This window comes from Paenibacillus residui (genome assembly GCF_042677205.1).
GTDB lineage: Bacteria > Bacillota > Bacilli > Paenibacillales > NBRC-103111 > Paenibacillus_L > Paenibacillus_L residui.
This window is the reverse complement of sequence record NZ_JBHTIU010000012.1, coordinates 90,631-110,626: the sequence shown is the minus strand read 5'-3', so window position 1 is coordinate 110,626 and position 19,996 is coordinate 90,631. Positions and strand designations below refer to the sequence as shown.

The 19,996-nt window shown below is 49.9% G+C and carries 17 protein-coding genes; 12 read left to right on the top strand and 5 right to left on the bottom strand.

Features of this window, described 5'->3' with window-relative positions:
• The first annotated feature begins 255 nt into the window (after positions 1-255).
• The 9 genes from ACFQ03_RS04495 (at position 256) to ACFQ03_RS04455 (ending at position 9,530) form a co-directional block, all read left to right on the top strand.
• Positions 256-1,272 (top strand): NAD-dependent epimerase/dehydratase family protein, encoded by a 1,017-nt coding sequence (locus ACFQ03_RS04495; RefSeq protein ID WP_144933858.1) that lies wholly within the window; start codon positions 256-258, stop codon positions 1,270-1,272.
• Between the two features lies 1 nt (position 1,273).
• The gene (locus ACFQ03_RS04490; protein WP_144933857.1) at positions 1,274-2,344 is read left to right on the top strand and encodes a dihydrodipicolinate synthase family protein; all 1,071 of its coding nucleotides are present in this window, start codon (positions 1,274-1,276) and stop codon (positions 2,342-2,344) included.
• 32 nt (positions 2,345-2,376) lie between these two features.
• Entirely contained in the window at positions 2,377-3,051 is a 675-nt protein-coding gene (sdaAB, locus tag ACFQ03_RS04485; RefSeq protein WP_144933856.1) for an L-serine ammonia-lyase, iron-sulfur-dependent subunit beta, read from the top strand.
• A 3-nt stretch (positions 3,052-3,054) separates the two neighbouring features.
• Positions 3,055-3,945 carry an L-serine ammonia-lyase, iron-sulfur-dependent, subunit alpha gene (gene sdaAA / locus ACFQ03_RS04480; RefSeq protein ID WP_144933855.1) on the top strand — a complete coding sequence of 297 codons (891 nt, stop codon included), beginning with the start codon at positions 3,055-3,057 and terminating at the stop codon, positions 3,943-3,945.
• Positions 3,942-5,132, top strand: coding sequence for a M20 metallopeptidase family protein (locus tag ACFQ03_RS04475; protein WP_260982011.1), 1,191 nt, complete (start codon positions 3,942-3,944; stop codon positions 5,130-5,132). Before sdaAA ends, ACFQ03_RS04475 begins: the two co-directional genes overlap by 4 nt.
• A 45-nt stretch (positions 5,133-5,177) precedes the next feature.
• On the top strand, positions 5,178-6,530 hold the full coding sequence (locus ACFQ03_RS04470; RefSeq protein WP_144933854.1) for a hypothetical protein: 1,353 nt from the start codon (positions 5,178-5,180) through the stop codon (positions 6,528-6,530).
• A gap of 110 nt (positions 6,531-6,640) precedes the next feature.
• The gene (locus tag ACFQ03_RS04465; RefSeq protein ID WP_379286333.1) at positions 6,641-7,690 is read left to right on the top strand and encodes an SIS domain-containing protein; all 1,050 of its coding nucleotides are present in this window, start codon (positions 6,641-6,643) and stop codon (positions 7,688-7,690) included.
• A 71-nt stretch (positions 7,691-7,761) separates the two neighbouring features.
• Complete coding sequence (locus tag ACFQ03_RS04460; protein WP_144933852.1) at positions 7,762-8,574, top strand: DeoR/GlpR family DNA-binding transcription regulator; 813 nt, start codon at positions 7,762-7,764, stop codon at positions 8,572-8,574.
• Positions 8,571-9,530: an ROK family protein gene (locus ACFQ03_RS04455; RefSeq protein ID WP_379286331.1), complete on the top strand. Its 960-nt coding sequence runs from the start codon at positions 8,571-8,573 to the stop codon at positions 9,528-9,530. Before ACFQ03_RS04460 ends, ACFQ03_RS04455 begins: the two co-directional genes overlap by 4 nt.
• 1,046 nt (positions 9,531-10,576) lie before the next feature.
• On the opposite strand, the gene ACFQ03_RS04450 is transcribed toward ACFQ03_RS04455, so the two are convergent.
• From ACFQ03_RS04450 to nagB, 3 genes are all read right to left on the bottom strand, one after another.
• Entirely contained in the window at positions 10,577-11,566 is a 990-nt protein-coding gene (locus ACFQ03_RS04450) for an IS1595 family transposase (protein WP_379286329.1), read from the bottom strand.
• Positions 11,567-12,451: 885 nt separating this feature from the next.
• Positions 12,452-13,627: an N-acetylglucosamine-6-phosphate deacetylase gene (gene nagA / locus ACFQ03_RS04445; protein ID WP_144933849.1), complete on the bottom strand. Its 1,176-nt coding sequence runs from the start codon at positions 13,625-13,627 to the stop codon at positions 12,452-12,454.
• Positions 13,624-14,352, bottom strand: a complete 729-nt coding sequence (gene nagB / locus ACFQ03_RS04440) for a glucosamine-6-phosphate deaminase (protein ID WP_144933848.1) — start codon at positions 14,350-14,352, stop codon at positions 13,624-13,626. Before nagB ends, nagA begins: the two co-directional genes overlap by 4 nt.
• Positions 14,353-14,941: 589 nt before the next feature.
• Here nagB and ACFQ03_RS04435 point away from each other — a divergent pair.
• Both ACFQ03_RS04435 and ACFQ03_RS04430 read left to right on the top strand, forming a co-directional pair.
• Positions 14,942-15,817: a sugar phosphate isomerase/epimerase family protein gene (locus ACFQ03_RS04435; protein ID WP_379286326.1), complete on the top strand. Its 876-nt coding sequence runs from the start codon at positions 14,942-14,944 to the stop codon at positions 15,815-15,817.
• A gap of 165 nt (positions 15,818-15,982) precedes the next feature.
• Entirely contained in the window at positions 15,983-17,392 is a 1,410-nt protein-coding gene (locus ACFQ03_RS04430) for an MFS transporter (protein ID WP_379286324.1), read from the top strand.
• Between the two features lie 24 nt (positions 17,393-17,416).
• Here ACFQ03_RS04430 and ACFQ03_RS04425 read toward each other — a convergent pair whose 3' ends face one another.
• Together ACFQ03_RS04425 and ACFQ03_RS04420 are read right to left on the bottom strand one after the other, a co-directional pair.
• Positions 17,417-18,175, bottom strand: a complete 759-nt coding sequence (locus tag ACFQ03_RS04425) for an EcsC family protein (protein WP_379286323.1) — start codon at positions 18,173-18,175, stop codon at positions 17,417-17,419.
• A gap of 119 nt (positions 18,176-18,294) precedes the next feature.
• Entirely contained in the window at positions 18,295-18,606 is a 312-nt protein-coding gene (locus ACFQ03_RS04420; protein WP_144933845.1) for a hypothetical protein, read from the bottom strand.
• Between the two features lie 316 nt (positions 18,607-18,922).
• On the opposite strand from ACFQ03_RS04420, the gene ACFQ03_RS04415 reads away from it, so the two are divergent.
• Complete coding sequence (locus ACFQ03_RS04415) at positions 18,923-19,879, top strand: aldo/keto reductase family protein (protein ID WP_379286320.1); 957 nt, start codon at positions 18,923-18,925, stop codon at positions 19,877-19,879.
• The last annotated feature ends 117 nt before the right edge of the window (positions 19,880-19,996 follow it).

Below are 19,996 nucleotides of genomic sequence, written 5' to 3'. Positions count from 1 at the left end.
GCGGGAAGCGTTAGAGGATGTACAGGTTATACGGGATGAAATGTGATCGGCATGGGTGGAATCATCCGGTTACAATTATCATTTGTCGACGAGCTGCGTCCGGGCGTTTACACGAGACGGGTCAGGCCGCTGCCGGCGGCTTCGGACATTCAAGCTGACTCTTGCATATTTAAGGACGATTTAAAGACTTGTCTTTATATAAATGGACGAATACAATTAAGTTATAAATAAGCGAAAGATGAAGGGAGAACTGTTATGAAAACGGTCGAAGAACTGGAAGCGAAGCTGGCCGAGCCTTCTGCGGCATTGGTTAAAGAGATTGCAGAGCTGGACGGCGATATCATGCTGCTGGGTGTCGGAGGCAAGATGGGGCCGAGCTTGGCGCGGTTGGCCATGAATGCCATTAAGGAAGCCGGAGTGAACAAGAAGGTAATCGGAGCCTCCCGTTTCTCCTCGGGTACGCTTAGACAGGAGTTGGAGAACGACGGAGTGGAAACGATTGCAGTCGACCTTCTTAATGATTCGGAACTGCAAGCGCTGCCAGATGTCAAAAACATTATTTATATGGCGGGAAATAAATTCGGTACGACCGGCAATGAGCATTTTACCTGGGCGATGAACTCCTACCTGCCCGGGCGGGTGGCGGAGAAATACAGAAATTCCCGGATCGTCGCCTTCTCGACCGGGAACGTCTATCCTCTGACGCCTGTCATCGATGGCGGAGCCACTGAATTAACTCCTCCGAATCCGAACGGGGAATACGGCCAGTCGAGCTTGGGCCGCGAGCGGGTATTCGAATATTTCTCTCATAAATATGGGACTCCGCTGACTGTATTTCGCTTGAATTATGCTATAGACTTGAGATACGGGGTCTTGCTTGAAATTGCCAAGGCAATCAAGGAAGGAAGAGAAATCGATGTAACGATGGGCCATGCCAACGTGATCTGGCAGGGAGACGCCAATGAGATGGCCATCCGCTCTTTGACCGTCGCCAGCAATCCGCCGACTGTGTTGAACGTAACCGGTCCCGAGACGATTTCGCTGCGCTGGGTGGCCAAGGAATTCGCCAACCGTCTTGGTACCGAGGCCAAGATTATCGGCAAGGAAGCAGAGACGGCTCTGCTCAGCAACTCTTCGAAGGCGATCCAAACCTTCGGTTATCCGAGAGTTTCCTTGCTGCAGATGATCGATTGGATTGCCGATTGGGTCCAAATAGATGGAGCTACCTGGAACAAGCCGACTCATTTCCAGGAAAGGGAGGGGAAATATTGATATGGCCAAGCGTAAAGAATTAACTCCCGAACAGCTGCGGGCGCTGCACGACGGTTTGGCGATTCCCGCTCACCCGCTGGCCCTGGATGAGAACCGGAAGCTGGATGAGCGGCGTCAGCGGGCACTGACACGCTACTATATGGCAGCCGGTGCCGGAGGAGTAGCGGTTGGGGTCCATTCGACACAATTTGAAATCCGCGATAAGGACGTGAACTTGCTGGAGCCTGTGCTGCGTCTGGCTGCCGAAGAAGTGGACCGGGCCAATCTGGACCGTCCCTTCCTGAAAATAGCCGGGATTTGCGGGCCGACAGAGCAAGCGATAGCCGAAGCAGAGCTTGCCGTGCGTCTCGGCTATGACATGGGGCTGCTCAGCATGGGCGGTCTTCAGAACTGGACGGAAGAGCAGATTCTCGACAGAACCCGGGCGGTTGCCGAGATTATTCCGGTGTTCGGCTTCTATCTGCAGCCTTCCGTCGGAGGGCGGATCTTCAGCTTCCGGTTCTGGGAGCAGTTCGCGAACATTCCCGGCGTTATGGCTATCAAGATGGCTCCGTTCAATCGCTACCAGACGATTGACGTAGCCAGGGCGGTATGTTATTCCGAGCGCAGAGACGAAATCGCTCTGTATACCGGCAACGATGATAACATTGTCAACGATTTGTTGTCAGTCTACCGGTTCCAGGTGAACGGACAGCCGGTGGAAAAAAGAATTGTAGGCGGTCTGCTCGGACATTGGGCGGTCTGGACCCGTAAAGCCGTGGAATTGCTCGAGGAAATCAAGCAGGTCCGAAATAATGAGCAGTTGTCTGCCGAGTGGCTTACCCGGAATATCGAGGTGACGGAGACTAATGCCGCTTTCTTCGATCCTGCCAACCATTTTGCAGGCTGCATTCCGGGAATTCATGAAGTGCTGAGACGCCAAGGGCTGCTGGCCGGCCGCTGGTGCCTTAACCCGAAGGAGGAGTTGTCTCCGGGGCAGATGGAAGAGATTGACCGGATGTATCGGGATTATCCGCATTTGAACGATGATAAGTTTGTCAAGCAACACTTAAATGAGTGGCTGGAGCAGTAAGGTAACGCCCACCATGAGCGGAGGGGTATTCCATGCGGTTTAAAGATGTGTTTTCCATAATAGGACCGGCGATGATCGGTCCTTCCAGCTCACATACGGCGGGGGCTATTCGTCTGGGACGGGTAGCCCGTCAGCTGTTTGGCGAGCTTCCGGAACAGGCGGAGATTACGCTGTTCGGTTCATTTGCCGAAACCTATCAGGGGCATGGGACAGACTTGGCCCTGGTGGGTGGCTTGCTGGATTACGAGCCGGACGATTCGCGGATTCCTCATTCACTGGATGATGCGGAGCAAGCCGGCATGAAGGTCAGTTTCCTGCCGAGCTCCCTGCCTGCCTTCCATCCGAATACAGCGAAGATTGCCTTGTCCGGCAAGGGAAAGACGCTGTCGGTGACGGGGGCATCCATTGGGGGAGGCAACATTGAGATTGTCAACGTCAATCAGTTCGACATCAAATTCACCGGCATATATCCAACCTTGGTAATCGCTCATCAGGACCGGCCCGGAATGATCGCGGAGATTACGGCGATTCTCAAGTCGGAGCAGGTGAATATCGGGTATATGGATCTGGACAGAAAGTCCCGCAACGGCGAAGCGATGACGGTCATTGAAGTGGACTCGCCGATTTCCCGCGAGCTGATCGATCAGCTTCTTAAGGTGGACATGATTCATACAGTGGGGACGGTTGACCTCACGGAAAGAGGATGAACAATGAGATTTCGGACGCTGAAGGAATTGGCGGAGTTATGTGAGCAGGAAGGATTATCTATAGCCCGTCTGATGATTGAGGAGCAATCTAAGGAATCGGGCCGGACTCCGGAACAGGAATTTAATAAGATGAAACAGTATTATGAAGTGATGAAGGAAGCGGTTCATAAAGGGCTGACGGAGGATACGACTTCACGCAGCGGTCTGACCGGACGGGATGCCCAGCGGGTGAACAGCTTCATGCAGGATCAAGAGCCGTCCTTGGGGAGAGAGGCCTGCCTCGCCATGACGTATGCGCTTGCGGTTTCAGAAGTGAACGCTTCCATGGGGCGAATCATCGCTACGCCGACGGCGGGGTCCTGCGGAATCATTCCGGGTGTCTTCGTCAGCAGCCAACAGCGATTCGGTTGGACCGACGACCATATGGTGGAGGGACTGTTCTGTGCAGGGGCGATCGGCTACGTTATAGCGAACAATTCGTTTGTCTCCGGAGCCGAGGGTGGCTGTCAGGCCGAGGTGGGATCCGCGATCGGAATGGCGGCCGGCGCTATGACGGAACTACGGGGAGGAACCCCTGCTCAAGCGGTACACGCTGTTGGATTGGCGCTCAAAAATACGCTTGGCCTGATCTGCGACCCGGTCGGCGGCCTAGTTGAAATTCCGTGCATCGTCCGAAACGGCTTCGGCGCAGTGAATGCGCTGGCCGCAGCGGATATGGCACTGGCCGGCGTGAGAAGTGTGATACCGTCCGATGAAGTGGTCAATGTTATGTACGAAGTAGGCAGCGCCATGCCGTCGAAACATCGCGAAACGGCTCAAGGCGGGCTCGCTCAGACTCCGACAGGCAAGCAGATCATGAGCGAGCTGAACTTGCGAAGGGGGAAGAAGCAATGAGCATGGCGAATCGGAAATGGTTGGATGACGGGAAACGGTTGGAGACGGAACTGGTCGAGTTTCGTCGCGATTTGCACCGTCATCCCGAGCTTAGCCTGCAGGAATCGAGGACAGCGGGCAAAGTTGCGGAGGCGTTAAGCGGGTTGGGGCTGACCATACGTACGCAAGTAGGGGGGCACGGAATTGTCGCCGACCTGGTTGGGGAAGCCCCCGGGCCCAGGATTGCTCTGCGCGCCGATATGGATGCGCTGCCGATAGAAGAAGAGAGTGGAGTTCCTTTCTCTTCCGAAGTCCCGGGTGTTATGCATGCCTGCGGTCATGACGCCCATACGGCCATTCTTCTGGGGGCCGCCCATATTCTGTCTGCGAGACGCCGGAGCCTGAAGGGTACGGTCCGCTTTCTGTTTCAGGCAGCCGAGGAAATCAATGCCGGAGCGAAGGCTATGATCGCAGATGGAGCTCTTGACGGAGTAGACGAAATCTACGGGCTGCATAATTTGCCCACGCTGTCGGCCGGTAAGGTGGCGACCCGCTATGGTTCCTTGATGGGATCGGTTGACCGGCTGGAAATCAAGCTGGAGGGGCGCGGGGGGCATGGTGCGATTCCCGATCAGAGCATCGACCCCGTCGTTGCCGCATCGGCCATCGTCATGGGGCTGCAGACGGCGGTGAGCCGCGAAATCTCTCCGTTCGAGCCGGCTGTCGTCACTATTGGGAGCATTCACGCCGGGGAGGCGAATAATGTAATTCCCCACCGGGCCATCCTGACCGGGACCGTGCGTACTTTCTCTCCTCAAGTGCAGAGCGGAATGAAGGAGCGTCTGGCAAGAATTATCCAGCAAATTAGCGAAGCCTATCGCTGCCGCGCAACGGTAAACTATATCGAACAGACACCGGTGCTGGTCAGTACGGATGAATGTGTCAGCCATGTCGAACAGACTACGGATCGTCTTATCGGACAGGAAAATCGGGTTGAGGCGGCTCCCACTATGGCCGGAGAAGATTTCTCCGTTTATCTTAACCATGTACCGGGTTGTTTCTTCTGGCTCGGATCGGGGCCTGCGGAGAATGCTGAACAGGCGTATGGTCTTCACCATCCGAAGTTTGCAATAGATGAACAGTGTATTGCTCTAGGTGCTTCATTGCTGTCAGCCATTGCAAATGATCGGCTGAACGGGTATAAATGAGAGGGAAGCCATCATCTTTAACTTGAAGCTGGAGGCACATTGCTCATGATTTCTAATTGGAATACCAATGAATTGGACAATATCAAAATCGGTGTCATCGGTTCCGAAGTACTTATAAAAAAGATCAGCAAAGTGATGAAAGGATTCCCTTCCTTTCAGCCGATTTATTCTGCGTTTAAAAGTGAACAAGAAGTACCGTCATTGGCCCAAAAATTGATGGACGAGGTGGAGGTCCTTCTATTTTCAGGGCCTCTTCCTTATCAGCGAGCGAAGGACAAGCTCAAATTCACCGTTCCGGTTCATTATTTGCCGCTGACCGGGACAGGCTTGTATCGGGCATTATTCCGTGCATATAAGAGTTTTGCCGCCGCCACACTATCGGTCGACACCTTAAAGATGCAGATGATTGAATCCCCGTTGAACGAATTAGGGGAGGTCGGGCTGCAAACCTTCGTCTATAATGGCAAGGATCCGTATTCCAGAGAGGCCCTTATTCAATTTCACCGCCAAATCTACGAGGAAACGCAAGGGAAGTCGTGTGCCTTAACCGGATTGAAATCGGTTGCAGCCGCACTGACGGAACTTAACATCCCGAACGAGTGGGTCGTGCCGACCGAGCAGGATATCATCGTTACCCTGGAAAGAGCCTTGTTATCGACAGAGTCCCGCAAGAGTAAGGAATCTCAGATTGTGCTGGGATTTATCGTCATTGACGATTCGGCCAGGTTATATGAAATGAAAACGACCGAACACGAGGTGCAGAAGCTAAAGCTGGAAATTCACCGAATGCTTCTGGAATATGTTGAGTCATTGGATGGCCATCTGACCCATCTGGGCGGGGATGAATATTTATTCACAACGACTCGCGGTATTTTTGAACGGGAAACCGGGGGGTACAAATATATTCCGCTTGGAAGAGAAGCGGAAAAATCACTTGGCTTTACCATCAGCATGGGGGTTGGCTTCGGCCAGTCCGCAGGAGAAGCGGGGACGCATGCGCGCATCGCTCTGCGGCAAGCCCGGGAAGCCGGGGGCAATATCAGCTTCATCGTCCGCGAGGATCGAAGCGTCATCGGTCCGCTAGAGATGTCCCAGCCACTGGAGATGAATTTGTCGCTGATCGATTCGAATCTGATCAAGAAAGCGGAGAATAATGGAATGACACTGGCTTACTTGAGCAAGCTGGCGGCTCAGGTGGCGCGTAAAGGGCAGACGGATTATACGGCCAAGGAGCTGGCGGAGATTCTGGGTGTAACCATCCGGAGTGTGCACCGGTTTCTGCTGCAATGGACCGATAGCGGTTTGGTGGACATTGTAGGCGAGCAGCGAAGTCCGTCCAAGGGGCGGCCCAAACAAATTTATCGGCTTTTGTTTATCGATAATCAACAAGAAAACTAAGCCATAGTCCAAAAAAATGATTAAAACAACAATAATAATGATTGAATCTTTCAAAAATAAGACATATAATTTCATTAAGATTTCTTATTTTATAAAAGGAGCGATCATTCATGAACTATGGCAAGTTTACTTATCCGGAAATTTCTTCCCAGTCTGAAGCGATTCAGGCGGCTCTCCAGATTGTTGAGCAAAATCAAGGCTGGATTGACCGTTATTTGAAAAACAATCAATGTGACGAAGTTATTTTTATCGGGTCCGGATCGTCTTATTATCAAGCCCAGACGATGGCCTCGACGTATCGAAAGTGGCTCGGTAAAGATGCCTCGGCATGGCCATCCTCTGAAATTTTCTTGTTTAGAGATCAGGCGGCAGCGGCAGGACGTAAGTATCTGTTGGTAGGTGTATCCCGTTCAGGAGAATCCACAGAGGTTATCCTTGCTCTGGAATCCGTGAAAGATTTGGCCAACTGGACGACCTGCGGAATTACATGCTATGCTGACAGTAAAATGGCTCAAATGACGGAGTGTCTTGTATCCGAACGGGGTCAGGAGAAGAGCACGGTCATGACCAAATCGTTCAGCAGCATGACTTTCATGATGCAAGCTGCAATCGCTTCCGCTTCCGGCAAGGCGGAGCTATGGGATGATATTCGCAAGGTGGCGGAAATGGATGAGCAGGTAGTCAAAGCGGCAGATCCCGTAGCCAAAGAATTAGCTTCAAACAAGTTCAACAAATATATTTATTTGGGGATGGGAGCGTATTTCGGGTTGGCTCAGGAAGCCTGTCTGAAAATTAAAGAGATGTCTTATGTCTGGACGGAAAGCTTCGGCACATTGGAGTTTCGTCATGGTCCCAAATCTGTCGTTGACAAAGATACCTTCGTGTGTGTTATGGTCTCCGAGCAGGCCAGAAGCTACGAGCTGAAGGTAGCCGAAGAGATGAAGGCTTACGGAGCTCATGTTATGCTGATTACAGCCCGCAAAGGGGACGATACGGCTTTTGCCGATACGGTTTTTGAAGTGGGTGGAGCTGACTTATCCGATGAAGCCAGAAGTGTTCTTAATCTTCCAGTCCTGCAGTATCTTGGTTTATATACAGCTATTGAATTGGGTGTCGACCCGGATAGCCCGCGCAACTTGACGCAAGTCGTTAAAATCTAAAGAACTAGTATTACATTGCCACATTTATTCAAATTTGTACTAAAGTCTAACATTTGGAGTGAGCAGAAATCATGGTCGGAAAGGGTTCATCCAAAGGTGAGCAACGGCGCGCCAACATTCTGAATATGCTTAAACAAAATGGACGGATAACCGTGCAGGAAATAGTGGGCAGATTCGCATGCTCGGAAGCGACGGCCCGCCGCGACCTGGATCTGCTCGAGAAGACGGAACCGATCATTCGTACGATAGGCGGAGCTTTGTATGACGGCTTTAGTGCCACCCGGGAAATATCGTTCACCGAGCGCAAGCATTATTCCTGGATAGAGAAGGAAGCTATTGCTGAGAAGGCGGCTTCTCTTATCGGGGAAGGTGATATTATAGGTTTGACCGGGGGGACCACCACCTTTTTGATTGCCAGAGCGCTAAAGACGCGCAGAGGGATTACCGTGGTGACCAACGCAGTCAATATTGCCATGGAGTTAGCCGATAACGACGAGATTCAGATCGTCGTTATCGGCGGAATCATGCGGAACAAAAGCTTCGAGCTATGCGGTCCCCTGGCCGAGAAGATGGTCGACAGCTTGAACATAGGCAAGATGTTTATCGGAATTGATGGGATTTCCTTGCAGGGCGTGACCACCTATTCGGAATCGGAAGCGGAGATCGCCAAAGCGCTGATCAAAAGATCCGGGCAAACCTATGCTGTATTCGATCACTCCAAAGTGGGGAAAAGCTCGCTGTTTTCCATCGCTCCATTGTCATCCCTGCACGCTTGCATTACCGATGCGAAGAATATGGGGGCCGAACTTCATGAGCAATTGGTGAAGCTTGGTGTTAAGCAGTATTTAGTTGATTCCAGTGGAAAAAGAGAGGGAAGCGTATGAAATATTATGCCGGTATCGACTTAGGGGGAACGAATATTGTCTGCGGCCTCCTGGATGAACAGTTTCAACTGCTCCGCAAACTCAAGCTTCCAACGGAAGCCGCCAAAGGCGGGGAACACGTGATTGCCAAAATTGCCGGGATGGTGGATGAACTGATCGGCCAGCAAGGGATTACCCGCAAGGATGTCCTCGCCATCGGCGCTGGTATTCCCGGTTTAATTAATCCGGCGGAAGGAATTTGCAATTTCGCGGCCAACCTGTCCTGGAGAGATTTCAAAGTCAGTGAGAAACTCAATCAATTGCTGGGCATTCCTGTGTTTATCGATAATGATGTGCGCATGTATGTCCAAGGTGAAGCAGCCAAAGGAGCCGGGCAAGGCTATCCGGTAGTATTCGGCATAACCATCGGAACCGGTGTAGCGGCCGCTTTAGTTGAGAATGGCAAGCTGTATTACGGCGGATCCTACATTGCCGGCGAGATCGGCCATATTCGGATGGACGGGGAAGAGAGTTTGTGCGGATGCGGGCTAACGGGTTGTTTGGAAACGGTTGCTTCTGCGACAGGTCTGGCAAGACAAGCGCGAGAAGCGGTCGAGAAGGGGACCTCCACGATCATGTCCTCTATGGTTTCCAGTCCGGCAGAGCTAACCGCGACGCATCTTTCTCAAGCTTATGATCAAGGAGACCAGGTTGCAATCGATATTATGACGCATACCGGCAAGCAGTTAGGCAGAGGGCTTTCTTATGCGGTTACATTACTTAACCCGGACGTTATCGTTATCGGCGGCGGAGGCGCGAACGCGGGAGAACGTCTGCTGGGTCCGATGAAGCAGGAGCTTCAGCGTTTAGTTCTGCCTATGTATTGGGACCGTTTGGAGATCAAAACAGCAGAACTGCTGGATGATGCCGGAGTCATCGGCAGCGCGGTTAACGCCTCCAACCGGGTAGCGGAGTAGAAGAAGGGACTCGCTTCCAGCAATCTTCTTGCGTCTTTCTATCTCCCTAAATAACATCCATATCACTAAGCCGTTCCATCTTTTGATAAAAACTGCCCAAACTGAACTGCACCTCTTATGTTAGAGGGTCTCTAACTTTCGAGGGTCTCTTCAAAAATAGGGGCAGTTTTTATTTTTTTACCGCATCAGAAGGTTAAAGTTTATTAAGGCAACAAATGAATACCTTTCAAACTGGCATAAAAAAGCTACCGCGTAAAATCTTCACACGATCAGACACCCTGGCAAGCGACCGCGCCGGGGCAGGCTAATGCCATATTACTCCACGTCCTTGCCTCGACCAAGATGGCCGACCAATTTCTTCAAACTTGCCTGTTTTTCTAAGCCTGTTTTAGTTAGCCTGTTTTAGATAGCGTGTTTTTCTTAGCTTGTTTTTTTGCTTACCTGTAGCTTGTCTATTCACTTACTTATACACAAAACGTATACACTTATCTACCAATTGCCTATATGCTTACTGCTGTAAGACGTATACATTTATCTACCTTGCCTATATGCTTACCGCTGTAAGACGTATACATTATCTACCGTGCCTATGAGCTTGCCGATGACAAGACGAATATCTCTGTCTATACTTTCCTATTTACTTACTTATACACAAAACGTATACACTTATCTATCAATTGCCTATATGCCACCCCTGTACAAGACGTATACACTTAACTGCCATTTGGTTATGCTGTGCAAGACGTATACACTCGTTTCTACCACTTGCCTATGCACTTACCGATGCACTAGATGTAACCGCTATTTATCGCTTGCCTATGTGCTTATCTTAGTACTCACGTATTCACTTAATGTATATCTTTTATCTCTTTGCGCAGCCTTTTGACTGTTATCCCCTTTGCTCAGAAAAAGTACATGGCTTGATGGATTAAATGTCAGATAAATAGTCAATTTAAAAGATGTTTATTAGTCATGCTCAGAAAAGAGAAGCAATCTGAAGTGTCGCCCGTTATTCAATAATTAATAGATGTTCAATTCGGTTACAGTTATCCAGATGTCCGCAAACAAGCACGGGCGAGATGATCAAAAATTGGGACTTTCTGCAATTGTAAATTCAGACGAAAACAGAATTCATCCAGGTAATGCTGTAAATACTTCGGTCCGATCCCGTTAAATACTCGATTAGTCCAGGCTCTCGCTTTGCGCAAATAATTCCGCAGGGAAGGAACGCGTTGATAATGGTAGCGCCTCGTCTCGATATCCACGTCGATTGCATCCGGGCTGACATGCTCCTTGATGAAGTGCTCGCCCGCAGACCGATAGATTCTGCCATCCTCCATATCTTCCGGACGAACGGTTTTGATTTTGACCTGCTGAGGTACAGCTCCTTTGTCCAAGGAAGCAACGACGAATACAGGCCTCTGTTCGGGATAGAGCCCTAAGACCGATGCAGCGCTGCGGAAAGGGCGATGAAAGGCTGTGCCCCCCTTCACCACACCGGTAAGCGGCTGCTTATGATCTGCTTGAGACAAAGCTTGGCGAATCTTGTGAAGGATCGCCCAGGCGGTTTTATAAGTGACCTGCAGGAACGAACTGAGCTGAACGGCATTCGTGCCTCGCTCGGTGTTGGCAACGAGATGAAAAGCGAGAAACCATTTGCACAGCGAAGTCCGGCTTCCTTCCATCACTGTACCAGCGATCAGGGAAGTCTGATGTCGGCAGCTTCGGCACTCATAGAGCGGCAGCCGACGGGAACGGATGACATACGCCTGCCTATGTTCGCAACGAGGACAGGAAAAGCCATCCGGCCATTTCGCTTGATAGATGAATTGTACACAATCCTCCTCGGTTTTAAAGCGATTCCGAAAAGCTTTTTCCTCTTGCTTGAAGGCACTTTCGTCCCATTTGGAGTACCGATCCATAGACAGATTTAACAAAACATCTTGAATTATTTTCGAATCTACACTTCGACCCGCATCCATTTCTGGCTTTCGGTGCACATCCGAACGGCAATCTTTATCCGCGTTTCTAGACAAAAATGGCCCCAAGCCAAAACTCTTGTCCGACTCTTCATCCCACTTCGAACTGAAACTTTCAGTCCATTTTCGATACAAACCTGAATGAAAGCCAGTACGCCGCTCTAACTCCATAGCCTCCGAAGCAAAAGAGGACATTGCGCTCACCTCAATAATACGAACACATGTTTGTTTTTATTATATCGAATATACGTTCTCGTATCAAGAAGTATTTATAAAAAGAGTAGAGGTTTAGATCGAGTCTGGACGTAATTTTTAAGAGCAACTATGGTAAATCTTAAAGACAAATCACCTCTGAATTTTCACAAATAAAAACTGTATTTTTAAGAGTCAAAGAAACAAGAAAAGAGGGGAGGTACTGAGTGAATGGGATAACAGTCAAAGAGCCGGGAAAGAGATAATGACACAACCAAACGGAACTGAGTGAACGGGGTAGCAATCAAAAGGGGGCGATGTATGAAGCTGCTGCAGATAAGAAACTGAGTGAACGGGATAACAGTCAAAGGGCCTGTAAAGAGATAATGACACAACCAAACGGAACTGAGTGAACGGGATAGCAATCAAAGGGGGAGAGATTATGAAGCTGATGCAGATATGAAACTGAGTGAACGGGATAACAGTCAAAGGGCCTGTAAAGAGATAATGACACAACCAAACGGAACTGAGTGAACGGGGTAGCAATCAAAAGGGGGCGATGTATGAAGCTGATGCAGATAAGAAACTGAGTGAATGGGATAACAGTCAAATGGGCCGGGAAAGAGATAATGACACGACCAAACGGAACTGAGTGGTCGAGAGGCGTTCCTAGACATAAGTAACCGCCCGGCGGCCGCCGGGCGGTTGTATGTGACCTTCTTCGGGCTTAGCCGCCCATTGAAGTTGTCATTAAACGGTTTGTTTTCCCTTAACCCAAATGCTTGAGATGTCAAGATCAGGAGTGAGAAGCAGGATGTCCGCTTGCTTGCCCACTGCGAGGCTTCCCAGCTTGTCGTCCATTCCGAGCATACGGGCCGGATTGCCGCTTGCCAAAACACTCGCCTCCTGGACGGATATTCCCACCGTATTCACCATGTAACGGAAAGCAGAAATCATAGTCAGGGTGCTTCCTGCCAGACTGTTACCTTCTGTTAGGGTGGCCATTCCGTCTTTAACGGTGACGGCGAGCCCTCCAAGGCTATACTGTCCGTTACCCAGTCCGGCGGCAGACATGGCATCTGTAATCAGCATCAAATTATGACTCTGTTTAGCCCGGGTCAACAGCCGGATGGCACCCGGATGGACATGAAAGCCGTCTGCGATGATTTCCGCGCTGATTCGGTCATCCGTCAAGACAGCGCCGACCGTACCCGGCTTCCGGTGATGAAGTCCGGTCATTGCGTTAAAAGTATGGACCGCATGCTTCAGGCCGTGCTCCACCGCTTCCTCGATCACTTCATAAGTGGCATCTGTATGTCCGGCGGCTGCTACAATGCCGTTAGCCTTGAGCCACTCGATCAATTCGTAGGCACCTTCGGTTTCGGGTGCGAGGGTAAGCATTTTGATCAAACCAGGATATTGTTGAGTCCAATCCTGCAGCCATTGCTTCTGAGGAGGAACGATAAACTCAGGATTTTGCGCACCCGGCCATTTATGGCTGATGAACGGGCCTTCCAAGTGAACACCGATCAGTTGAGCATAGGGCATTTCCTTGCTTCTATAGCTGCTGACAGCCTCCAATACGCGGGATAAAGCATCATGAGGGCCGGTTACAGTCGTGGCCAGCATGGAGGTCGTTCCGTTCTGGCCATGAAAGCGGGTAATTCCATCCAGGCATTCCTGGGTTGCATCCATGAAGTCATGACCGAATCCCCCATGAACGTGAACATCGATAAAGCCGGGAACTACCCAGCCTTTCTTGGCGTCAACACGTGTTCCCGAGAAGGATTCCGTCAGTTCAGGACGGCTCCCACGGGATCCAACCCATACAATTTTATCTCCTTCTATCAGCACTTCTCCATCGCTGATAACCTCTTCCTCCGTAACTACTGAGGCATTGGTAATGAGAATTTGATTGGCGCTCATTTTAATAACCTCCCTGCTTCGGAATCCGTCATAACGATCAGTTGAGGATGCAGTTGAAGGAATGATGCCGGGCATTGCGGGTCAATAGGGCCTCTCAATGCTCTATGCATAATTTCTGCTTTATCCGAGCCTTTCGCGAGCAGCAGAATGGTTTTCGATTTCATAATGGTCCCCAGACCTACGGTAATTGCTTGGACAGGAACATCATCGATGGAATCAAAAAAACGAGCGTTAGCCTTTCGCGTCTCCTCGTGGAGATCGACCAGATGGGTAGCACTTTGGAGCGTTGGGCCAGGCTCATTGAACCCGATATGTCCATTGTGGCCGATTCCCAGAATTTGTATGTCAATTCCTCCGGCTTGTTCGATCATTTGGTCGTACCGGACGCACTCCTCTTGAACAATCTCGGCATTGCCATTAGGAATATGGGCATTCTCTGCCGGAAGATCGATATGCTGGAATAAACGGGTATTCATAAAAGTGTAGTAGCTTTCCGAGTGATCTCGGGGCAGTCCAACATACTCATCCAGATTGAAGGTCTTGGCCGATTTGAAGCTGACGCTTCCCTTTTTATAGAGCTCTACCAGCTTCTCGTAAACACCGACCGGTGTGGATCCGGTCGCCAGGCCAAGTACTGCATTCGCTTTCGTATGAAGCGTGGCGGCCAGCAGCCCGGCTGCCGCTTCGTTCAGTTCTTCATTGGATGAAAAAATGTGTACATTCATTCTAATTCTAACCTCCGACGATATTGTACGGACAGCAAAAAGAACCTGGGTCCGCCTAATCAAGAACAAAGAAATCCGCAGAAGCAGTCCAGGGACAGAGCAATAGATCATCGTCCCAACACAGGACCATCAGGATAGTACAATGGTAGTCATATAACGATGTCCTATTTTAAATGTAAGGTTTCTGAGGGGCTATGTCAATAAACAGAAAGTTTATCTCGATCATAATCCTGATTGCAAACATCATTTGTAATGTTAGAAACGATAAAAATAAATGCTACAACTATTAAAAGCCCGCAGCTGCAGCTTTTCCATTGAAAAACAAAATATCTCGTTAAATATTATATTTGGAAAGGATTGACTAGCACGTAGACCACTTATACACTATAGGGGAACTCATTTTTTGTCTGATGAAGACAGGGGCAAACCGGGAGAAGTCTTCAGCATCTGGGTAAACGCTTGCAGGCAGGCAACGCTTTGTCAAGTATTTCGTCGAACGTTTATCTGGCTGCGGAATTTGTAAACAGAGCCGCTCTCGGATTCACACTGGCTCATCAGATAATTAATATTGCAGATTGGGGTGGAGGATTTGAAGCTGACGAATAAAATCGGAGTCATTGTGGATAGTTTTGGAATTGGAGTTAGAGAAGGGCTGAAGAAAGCCAAAGAGGTTGGGGCTGAGGGAGTTCAGATTTATGCCGTAAAAGGAGAGATGGATCCCGCTAACCTTAACGCGGCAGCACGCAGAGAGCTTAAGGACTATATTGCATCACTCGGTCTTGAAATCTCCGCATTGTGTGGCGACCTCGGAGGTCACGGTTTTCAGGACAAGACAGAAAATCCCGCTAAAATAGAGAAGTCTAAACGAATTCTAGATTTGGCCATGGATCTGGGTACGAATGTAGTAACGACTCATATCGGAATTGTTCCCAACGACCGTAATAGCGAGGTTTTTGCTGTGATGCAGGAGGCTTGTGAAGAATTAAGTCAATACGCAAGCAGCATGAATGCTTATTTCGCGATTGAGACGGGTCCGGAAACGGCTGAGCATCTGAAATCATTCCTGGATACGTTAAGCTCCAAAGGCGTGTCCGTAAACTTCGATCCGGCCAATATGGTTATGGTGACGGGAGACGATCCGGTACAGGGAGTCAAGCTGCTAAAGGATTACATTGTACATACCCATGTTAAGGATGGTATTCGTTACAAGGAAGTGGACCCGCGCGAAATTTATGGAGCGCTTGGATATGAACCGATGGATCATGGCAAAATTGCGCAAATGGTGGCATCGGGAGAGATTTTCAAAGAAGTTCCTCTTGGAGAAGGAAAGGTTGATTTTGACGCTTATTTTGCCGCTCTGCAGGAAATCGGTTATCAAGGCTATCTGACGATCGAGCGGGAAGTAGGGGATCAGCCGGAAGTGGATATCCGCAAGGCTGTAGAATTTATCAAACGTTATCGGTAAGCCCGAAACGGCTCTTGAACGGGTCCGTTCCCGTTCAAGGGCCTTCTTTTGTATGAAGAGAGAGGAAGGCCGTTTAATGGTTTCGCGACGGCTTCGCCTCTAACCTGATGCGAAATCTCTACAGCTATTTTGGAATGATTCCGGTCACAAAGAAGGTGCCAGGATATGGACGTAATTAAAAGTCGTTGGTCAATCCTCCAAATAGTCAATCTGGGAACCTTTATGTCCACGTTGGATGTGGGTATTGTTAACGTAGTGCTGCCGACAATGGCCGAACAGTTCGCGGCCCCGTTGGCCCAGGTTCAATGGGTTGTTACCTCTTATTTACTGACTATGGTTGCCCTGCTTCCGATATTAGGCAAATGGTCCGACCGGATGGACCGCAGTAAAGTCTACAGCTACGGCTTCTTGGTATTTGCGGTCGGATCTTTATTTGCTGCTTATTCACCTAATTTGGCTTCTATGATTGTGTCCAGAATCGTTCAAGGAATAGGGGCCTCGATGATTCTGTCGAACAGCCAGGCGATGGTGCGCAAATTATTTCCCAATCATGAAATTGGCAAAGCACTGGCGATGAATGCCGTTGTGATCTCGATCGGAACTCTGTCCGGACCCGCAGTCGGAGGTTTGCTGATGGAATGGGCTGATTGGTCCGTCTTGTTTCTGATCAATGTCCCGCTAGGTCTCTTGGCCCTGCTGTGCGGGCTCAAATGGTTTCCCCGGGATACCAAGCGAGGATATCAGCCGCTGGATGTAATAGGCTCGGTTTTGCTGGCTATCAGCACGTCGCTTCTGCTGCTGGGGGCGGTATATGGTGAAAGCAAGGGCTTCACCGGCACAATCATTGCACTGTATGCTTCCGGAACCGTGCTGCTTGTACTGCTGTTTCTCTATGAGAGGCAAATCTCCCATGGGGTGATTGACAAAGTATTATATACCAATCGAGGGATGGCGGTGGGCAATTCTGCCTCGCTGTTAATGAACGTTGCTCAAATGTCCACTTTAATTCCGATAACCTTCTACATGCAGCAAGTGTTGGAGTACCCGACCCGCACAGTGGGGCTGATGCTTGCCCTGCAGCCGGTATTTCTCGGAATCGCATCACCCGTTTCCGGATGGTATAGAGATAAGTACGGGGCATATTATCCGACTATTGTCGGAGCGTCCATTTGCGCTATCTCCATGCTGTTTATTATTTGGGGCGGTGGAATCCACCCCATAGGCATTGCGCTTCATCTTTCGTTATTTGGGGTAGGAATGGGATTGTTCCAAGCCATAAATAATGCCGAAATTATGTCTGCGGCCCCGCCCGAAAAAATAAGCTTGATAGGAAGTATGCTGGCTCTGATCCGTTATTTCGGAATGATTATAGGGATCGGAATGGCGGTACTTATGGCTGGCGGAATGGGGGCATCCGCTGTAGATCCGGTTGAGTTGACGGGAAGGATTAAAGGTTTGTTCGGTGCGGCCTGTGCAGTCTGTTTCGCGATGGTGCTTATTTGCTTGCTGCGGCCCAAGGAGAAGCCGCAGGCCGAAGCTCCGACGGGCTCTGCCAAGGCAAGCAAGCCGTTATAAGCGGATAGGGGGAACCTGCAGTACCTACAGTTCCGCAGAGGAGAGCCCATTATGACGCTGCAGAATTCGCATCCGGTAGCTGTTCTTGGCTGCCACATTCAGATCCTCCAGCAAACCGTAATTGGCCCAAGCTCCAATTACAGCTCCAATTCCCGGAACCAACTGGAGAAGTTTGCGGAGATCAAGGGAGTCTCGATATTCCTGCTGCAGCTTCTGCCAGTCGATCTCGTCGCTGTTATTGAATCGTCCTGATGATTCGTGATGCTGATGTTCCCAATTCTTCATCCGTTCAAACACCGTCAGCCGGTGCTCTCTGCTGGAGAAGGCCAGTTGAAAGATTGAGAGAATATAGAGCCTCTCGTTCATGTCCGAGGTATCGAAGCCGTAAATATGCGCCATCTCGAATAAATACTTCATCTTGATGGCGATCAGCGCGGGAAAATCCACTGCTCCCAGCAGAAGGCCCCCGGCTCCGGTACCCGCTCCTTCGGCGGCCGCTACTTTCTTGTATACATTCGTCAGCTGCTCCGCCTGGCGGTCTCTCTCCTCCAGCGTAATGCCGTATGCTACCGGCCGCTTAGGAGTGTACTTTGCGCCGACGAGAGAAGCTTGCACGATTCCTTTGATCGCGGAGGTCAACGCTGCGTGGACTTTCTTGGGCAGGACATTGTTGATTTTGTTGCTGAATGCTTTGGAAGTCGATTCCAGAACTCCTTCTTTCTTGGCCAAGTTCCGTGCCCAAAGCCGCAATTCCATGGCGACTTGTTCTTCATATCCCATCATTAGTCCACTCCTGATTTCTAATTCTCCATCCGGATGACAGACCATCTCGCCCGGGAAGGATCTGTTTGCCATTCTTACTTGACCGATCGCCTGCGGATGCCGGATGAAGATTGCGGTAGTTAATCATCGAAAGTGTCTTCCACCCTCGAATGTCCTTCCAAAATACATTCCAGCTCCGTCTCAAAATTCAAATAAAGAGGAGGGGGTAGAAGCTCGATCATTTTGGCGATCTCGGGAAGCGCCAAAGCTTCTTCCATATTTCTCGGCCTGCGCTTCATTCCTTCGATCCAGTCTCTAACCAGCTCTATCAGCTTATAGAAGCTATTTTGAAACCGGTCCGCGTCCGCTTCGGAATCTTCCGGAGAACTGACGCTCATTTGCTGCCAGTTCTCCATCATTTCCTTAAATGCCCTATCGATAATCGAATTCATCCCCAATCTCCCCTTTCATGGCTTTCATAGCTCTTTCTCGGCTTGTTATCCGCCTTCTAATTCATTGTAACGGAATTTGTATGCAGGGTAAAAGTAAAATTTAATTATGAAGAGGAAGATGAGTTTAACATTTTTAGAATATTCAACGTTTTTTTATCCAATTTTCTCCATTTTTCACTCTCTTTGAAGTATAATAATGGGGAAGAACCAAGCAGCTATAAACTTGGGCAGTGAGGAATAATCCTTCAACGCGGTAAATTCGGTGCCCTGCACTCGAGAAGGATAACCATTCATTTTCGAAAGGAGCAGATACGAAATGAACTATCGTCAATTGGGGGCTTCCGGACTGAGAGTAAGTGAAATCAGTTTGGGTAGTTGGTTGACCTATGGAGAAGGGGGATATGTCGATTCGGCCAGAGCCCATGAGACTATAGACAAAGCTTATGAGCTGGGCATCAACTTCTTCGATACAGCTAATATTTATATGCGCGGAGAGGCTGAGAAAGTAGTCGGACAAGCTTTAGGAAAATATGCCCGGGAATCGTATGTGATTGCTACCAAGGTGTGGGGGCGGATGGGGGAAGGGCCGAATGACAGAGGCTTATCTCGCAAGCACATTATGGAGCAGTGCGAAGCCAGCTTGAAACGGTTGAATCTGGATTATATAGATCTTTATTACTGCCATCATTTTGATCCGGACACACCGATGGAGGAAACGCTGCGTGCCATGGACGACCTGGTCACACAGGGCAAAGTCTTCTATATCGGAGTAAGCAACTGGACGGCGGCACAAATTGCGGAAGCTGTCCATTTGGCAGACAGGAAGCTCCTGAATCGGATCGTTGCCAGTCAGCCGGTATACAACATGTTTAATAGAGCGATTGAACAGGAGCTGATTCCCGCGTGTACGCGGTTTGGGATCGGTCAGGTCGTATATTCCCCCTTGGCTCAAGGAGTGCTTGCGGGAAAATACAAGAATGCGACAGATGTGCCTCCGGGTAGCCGGGCCACCCACTCCAGCGGAAAGCAGACGATCCAAAGATATTTGCATGACGACAACCTGCTCAAGGTGGCTCGAATCCGTGAAATAGCTGACGAATTAGGGTTAACCCTGTCTCAGCTGGCCATCGCCTGGATTTTGCGTCAGTCCAATGTTTCCAGCGCGCTCATAGGCGCCAGCCGAGTCCAGCAAGTGGAGGAGAACGCAGCGGCGTCCGGGGTAAGCCTCCCAAGCGATGCGTTGGAACAAATTGAATCCATCCTGAATAATTGATGACTGGGCCCGGGACATTGCTCCCGGGAGCTTCCCAAATTGCCTTGCAGCAGCCTCAATACATACTCTCGCCAGTATAACGCTTCTCGGTATAGATACCCTCTTCTTGCAACCATA

Bases quoted from the DNA above. Each gene is read 5' to 3' on its own strand.
- nagB (WP_144933848.1), bottom strand. From the start codon at position 14,352: ATGAATGTACACATTTTTTCATCCAATGAAGAACTGAACGAAGCGGCA.
- ACFQ03_RS04470 (WP_144933854.1), top strand. From the start codon at position 5,178: ATGATTTCTAATTGGAATACCAATGAATTGGACAATATCAAAATCGGT.
- ACFQ03_RS04490 (WP_144933857.1), top strand. From the start codon at position 1,274: ATGGCCAAGCGTAAAGAATTAACTCCCGAACAGCTGCGGGCGCTGCAC.
- ACFQ03_RS04415 (WP_379286320.1), top strand. From the start codon at position 18,923: ATGAACTATCGTCAATTGGGGGCTTCCGGACTGAGAGTAAGTGAAATC.
- sdaAA (WP_144933855.1), top strand. From the start codon at position 3,055: ATGAGATTTCGGACGCTGAAGGAATTGGCGGAGTTATGTGAGCAGGAA.
- ACFQ03_RS04495 (WP_144933858.1), top strand. From the start codon at position 256: ATGAAAACGGTCGAAGAACTGGAAGCGAAGCTGGCCGAGCCTTCTGCG.
- ACFQ03_RS04465 (WP_379286333.1), top strand. From the start codon at position 6,641: ATGAACTATGGCAAGTTTACTTATCCGGAAATTTCTTCCCAGTCTGAA.
- ACFQ03_RS04475 (WP_260982011.1), top strand. From the start codon at position 3,942: ATGAGCATGGCGAATCGGAAATGGTTGGATGACGGGAAACGGTTGGAG.
- ACFQ03_RS04420 (WP_144933845.1), bottom strand. From the start codon at position 18,606: ATGAATTCGATTATCGATAGGGCATTTAAGGAAATGATGGAGAACTGG.
- nagA (WP_144933849.1), bottom strand. From the start codon at position 13,627: ATGAGCGCCAATCAAATTCTCATTACCAATGCCTCAGTAGTTACGGAG.
- ACFQ03_RS04425 (WP_379286323.1), bottom strand. From the start codon at position 18,175: ATGATGGGATATGAAGAACAAGTCGCCATGGAATTGCGGCTTTGGGCA.
- sdaAB (WP_144933856.1), top strand. From the start codon at position 2,377: ATGCGGTTTAAAGATGTGTTTTCCATAATAGGACCGGCGATGATCGGT.
- ACFQ03_RS04430 (WP_379286324.1), top strand. From the start codon at position 15,983: ATGGACGTAATTAAAAGTCGTTGGTCAATCCTCCAAATAGTCAATCTG.
- ACFQ03_RS04460 (WP_144933852.1), top strand. From the start codon at position 7,762: ATGGTCGGAAAGGGTTCATCCAAAGGTGAGCAACGGCGCGCCAACATT.
- ACFQ03_RS04455 (WP_379286331.1), top strand. From the start codon at position 8,571: ATGAAATATTATGCCGGTATCGACTTAGGGGGAACGAATATTGTCTGC.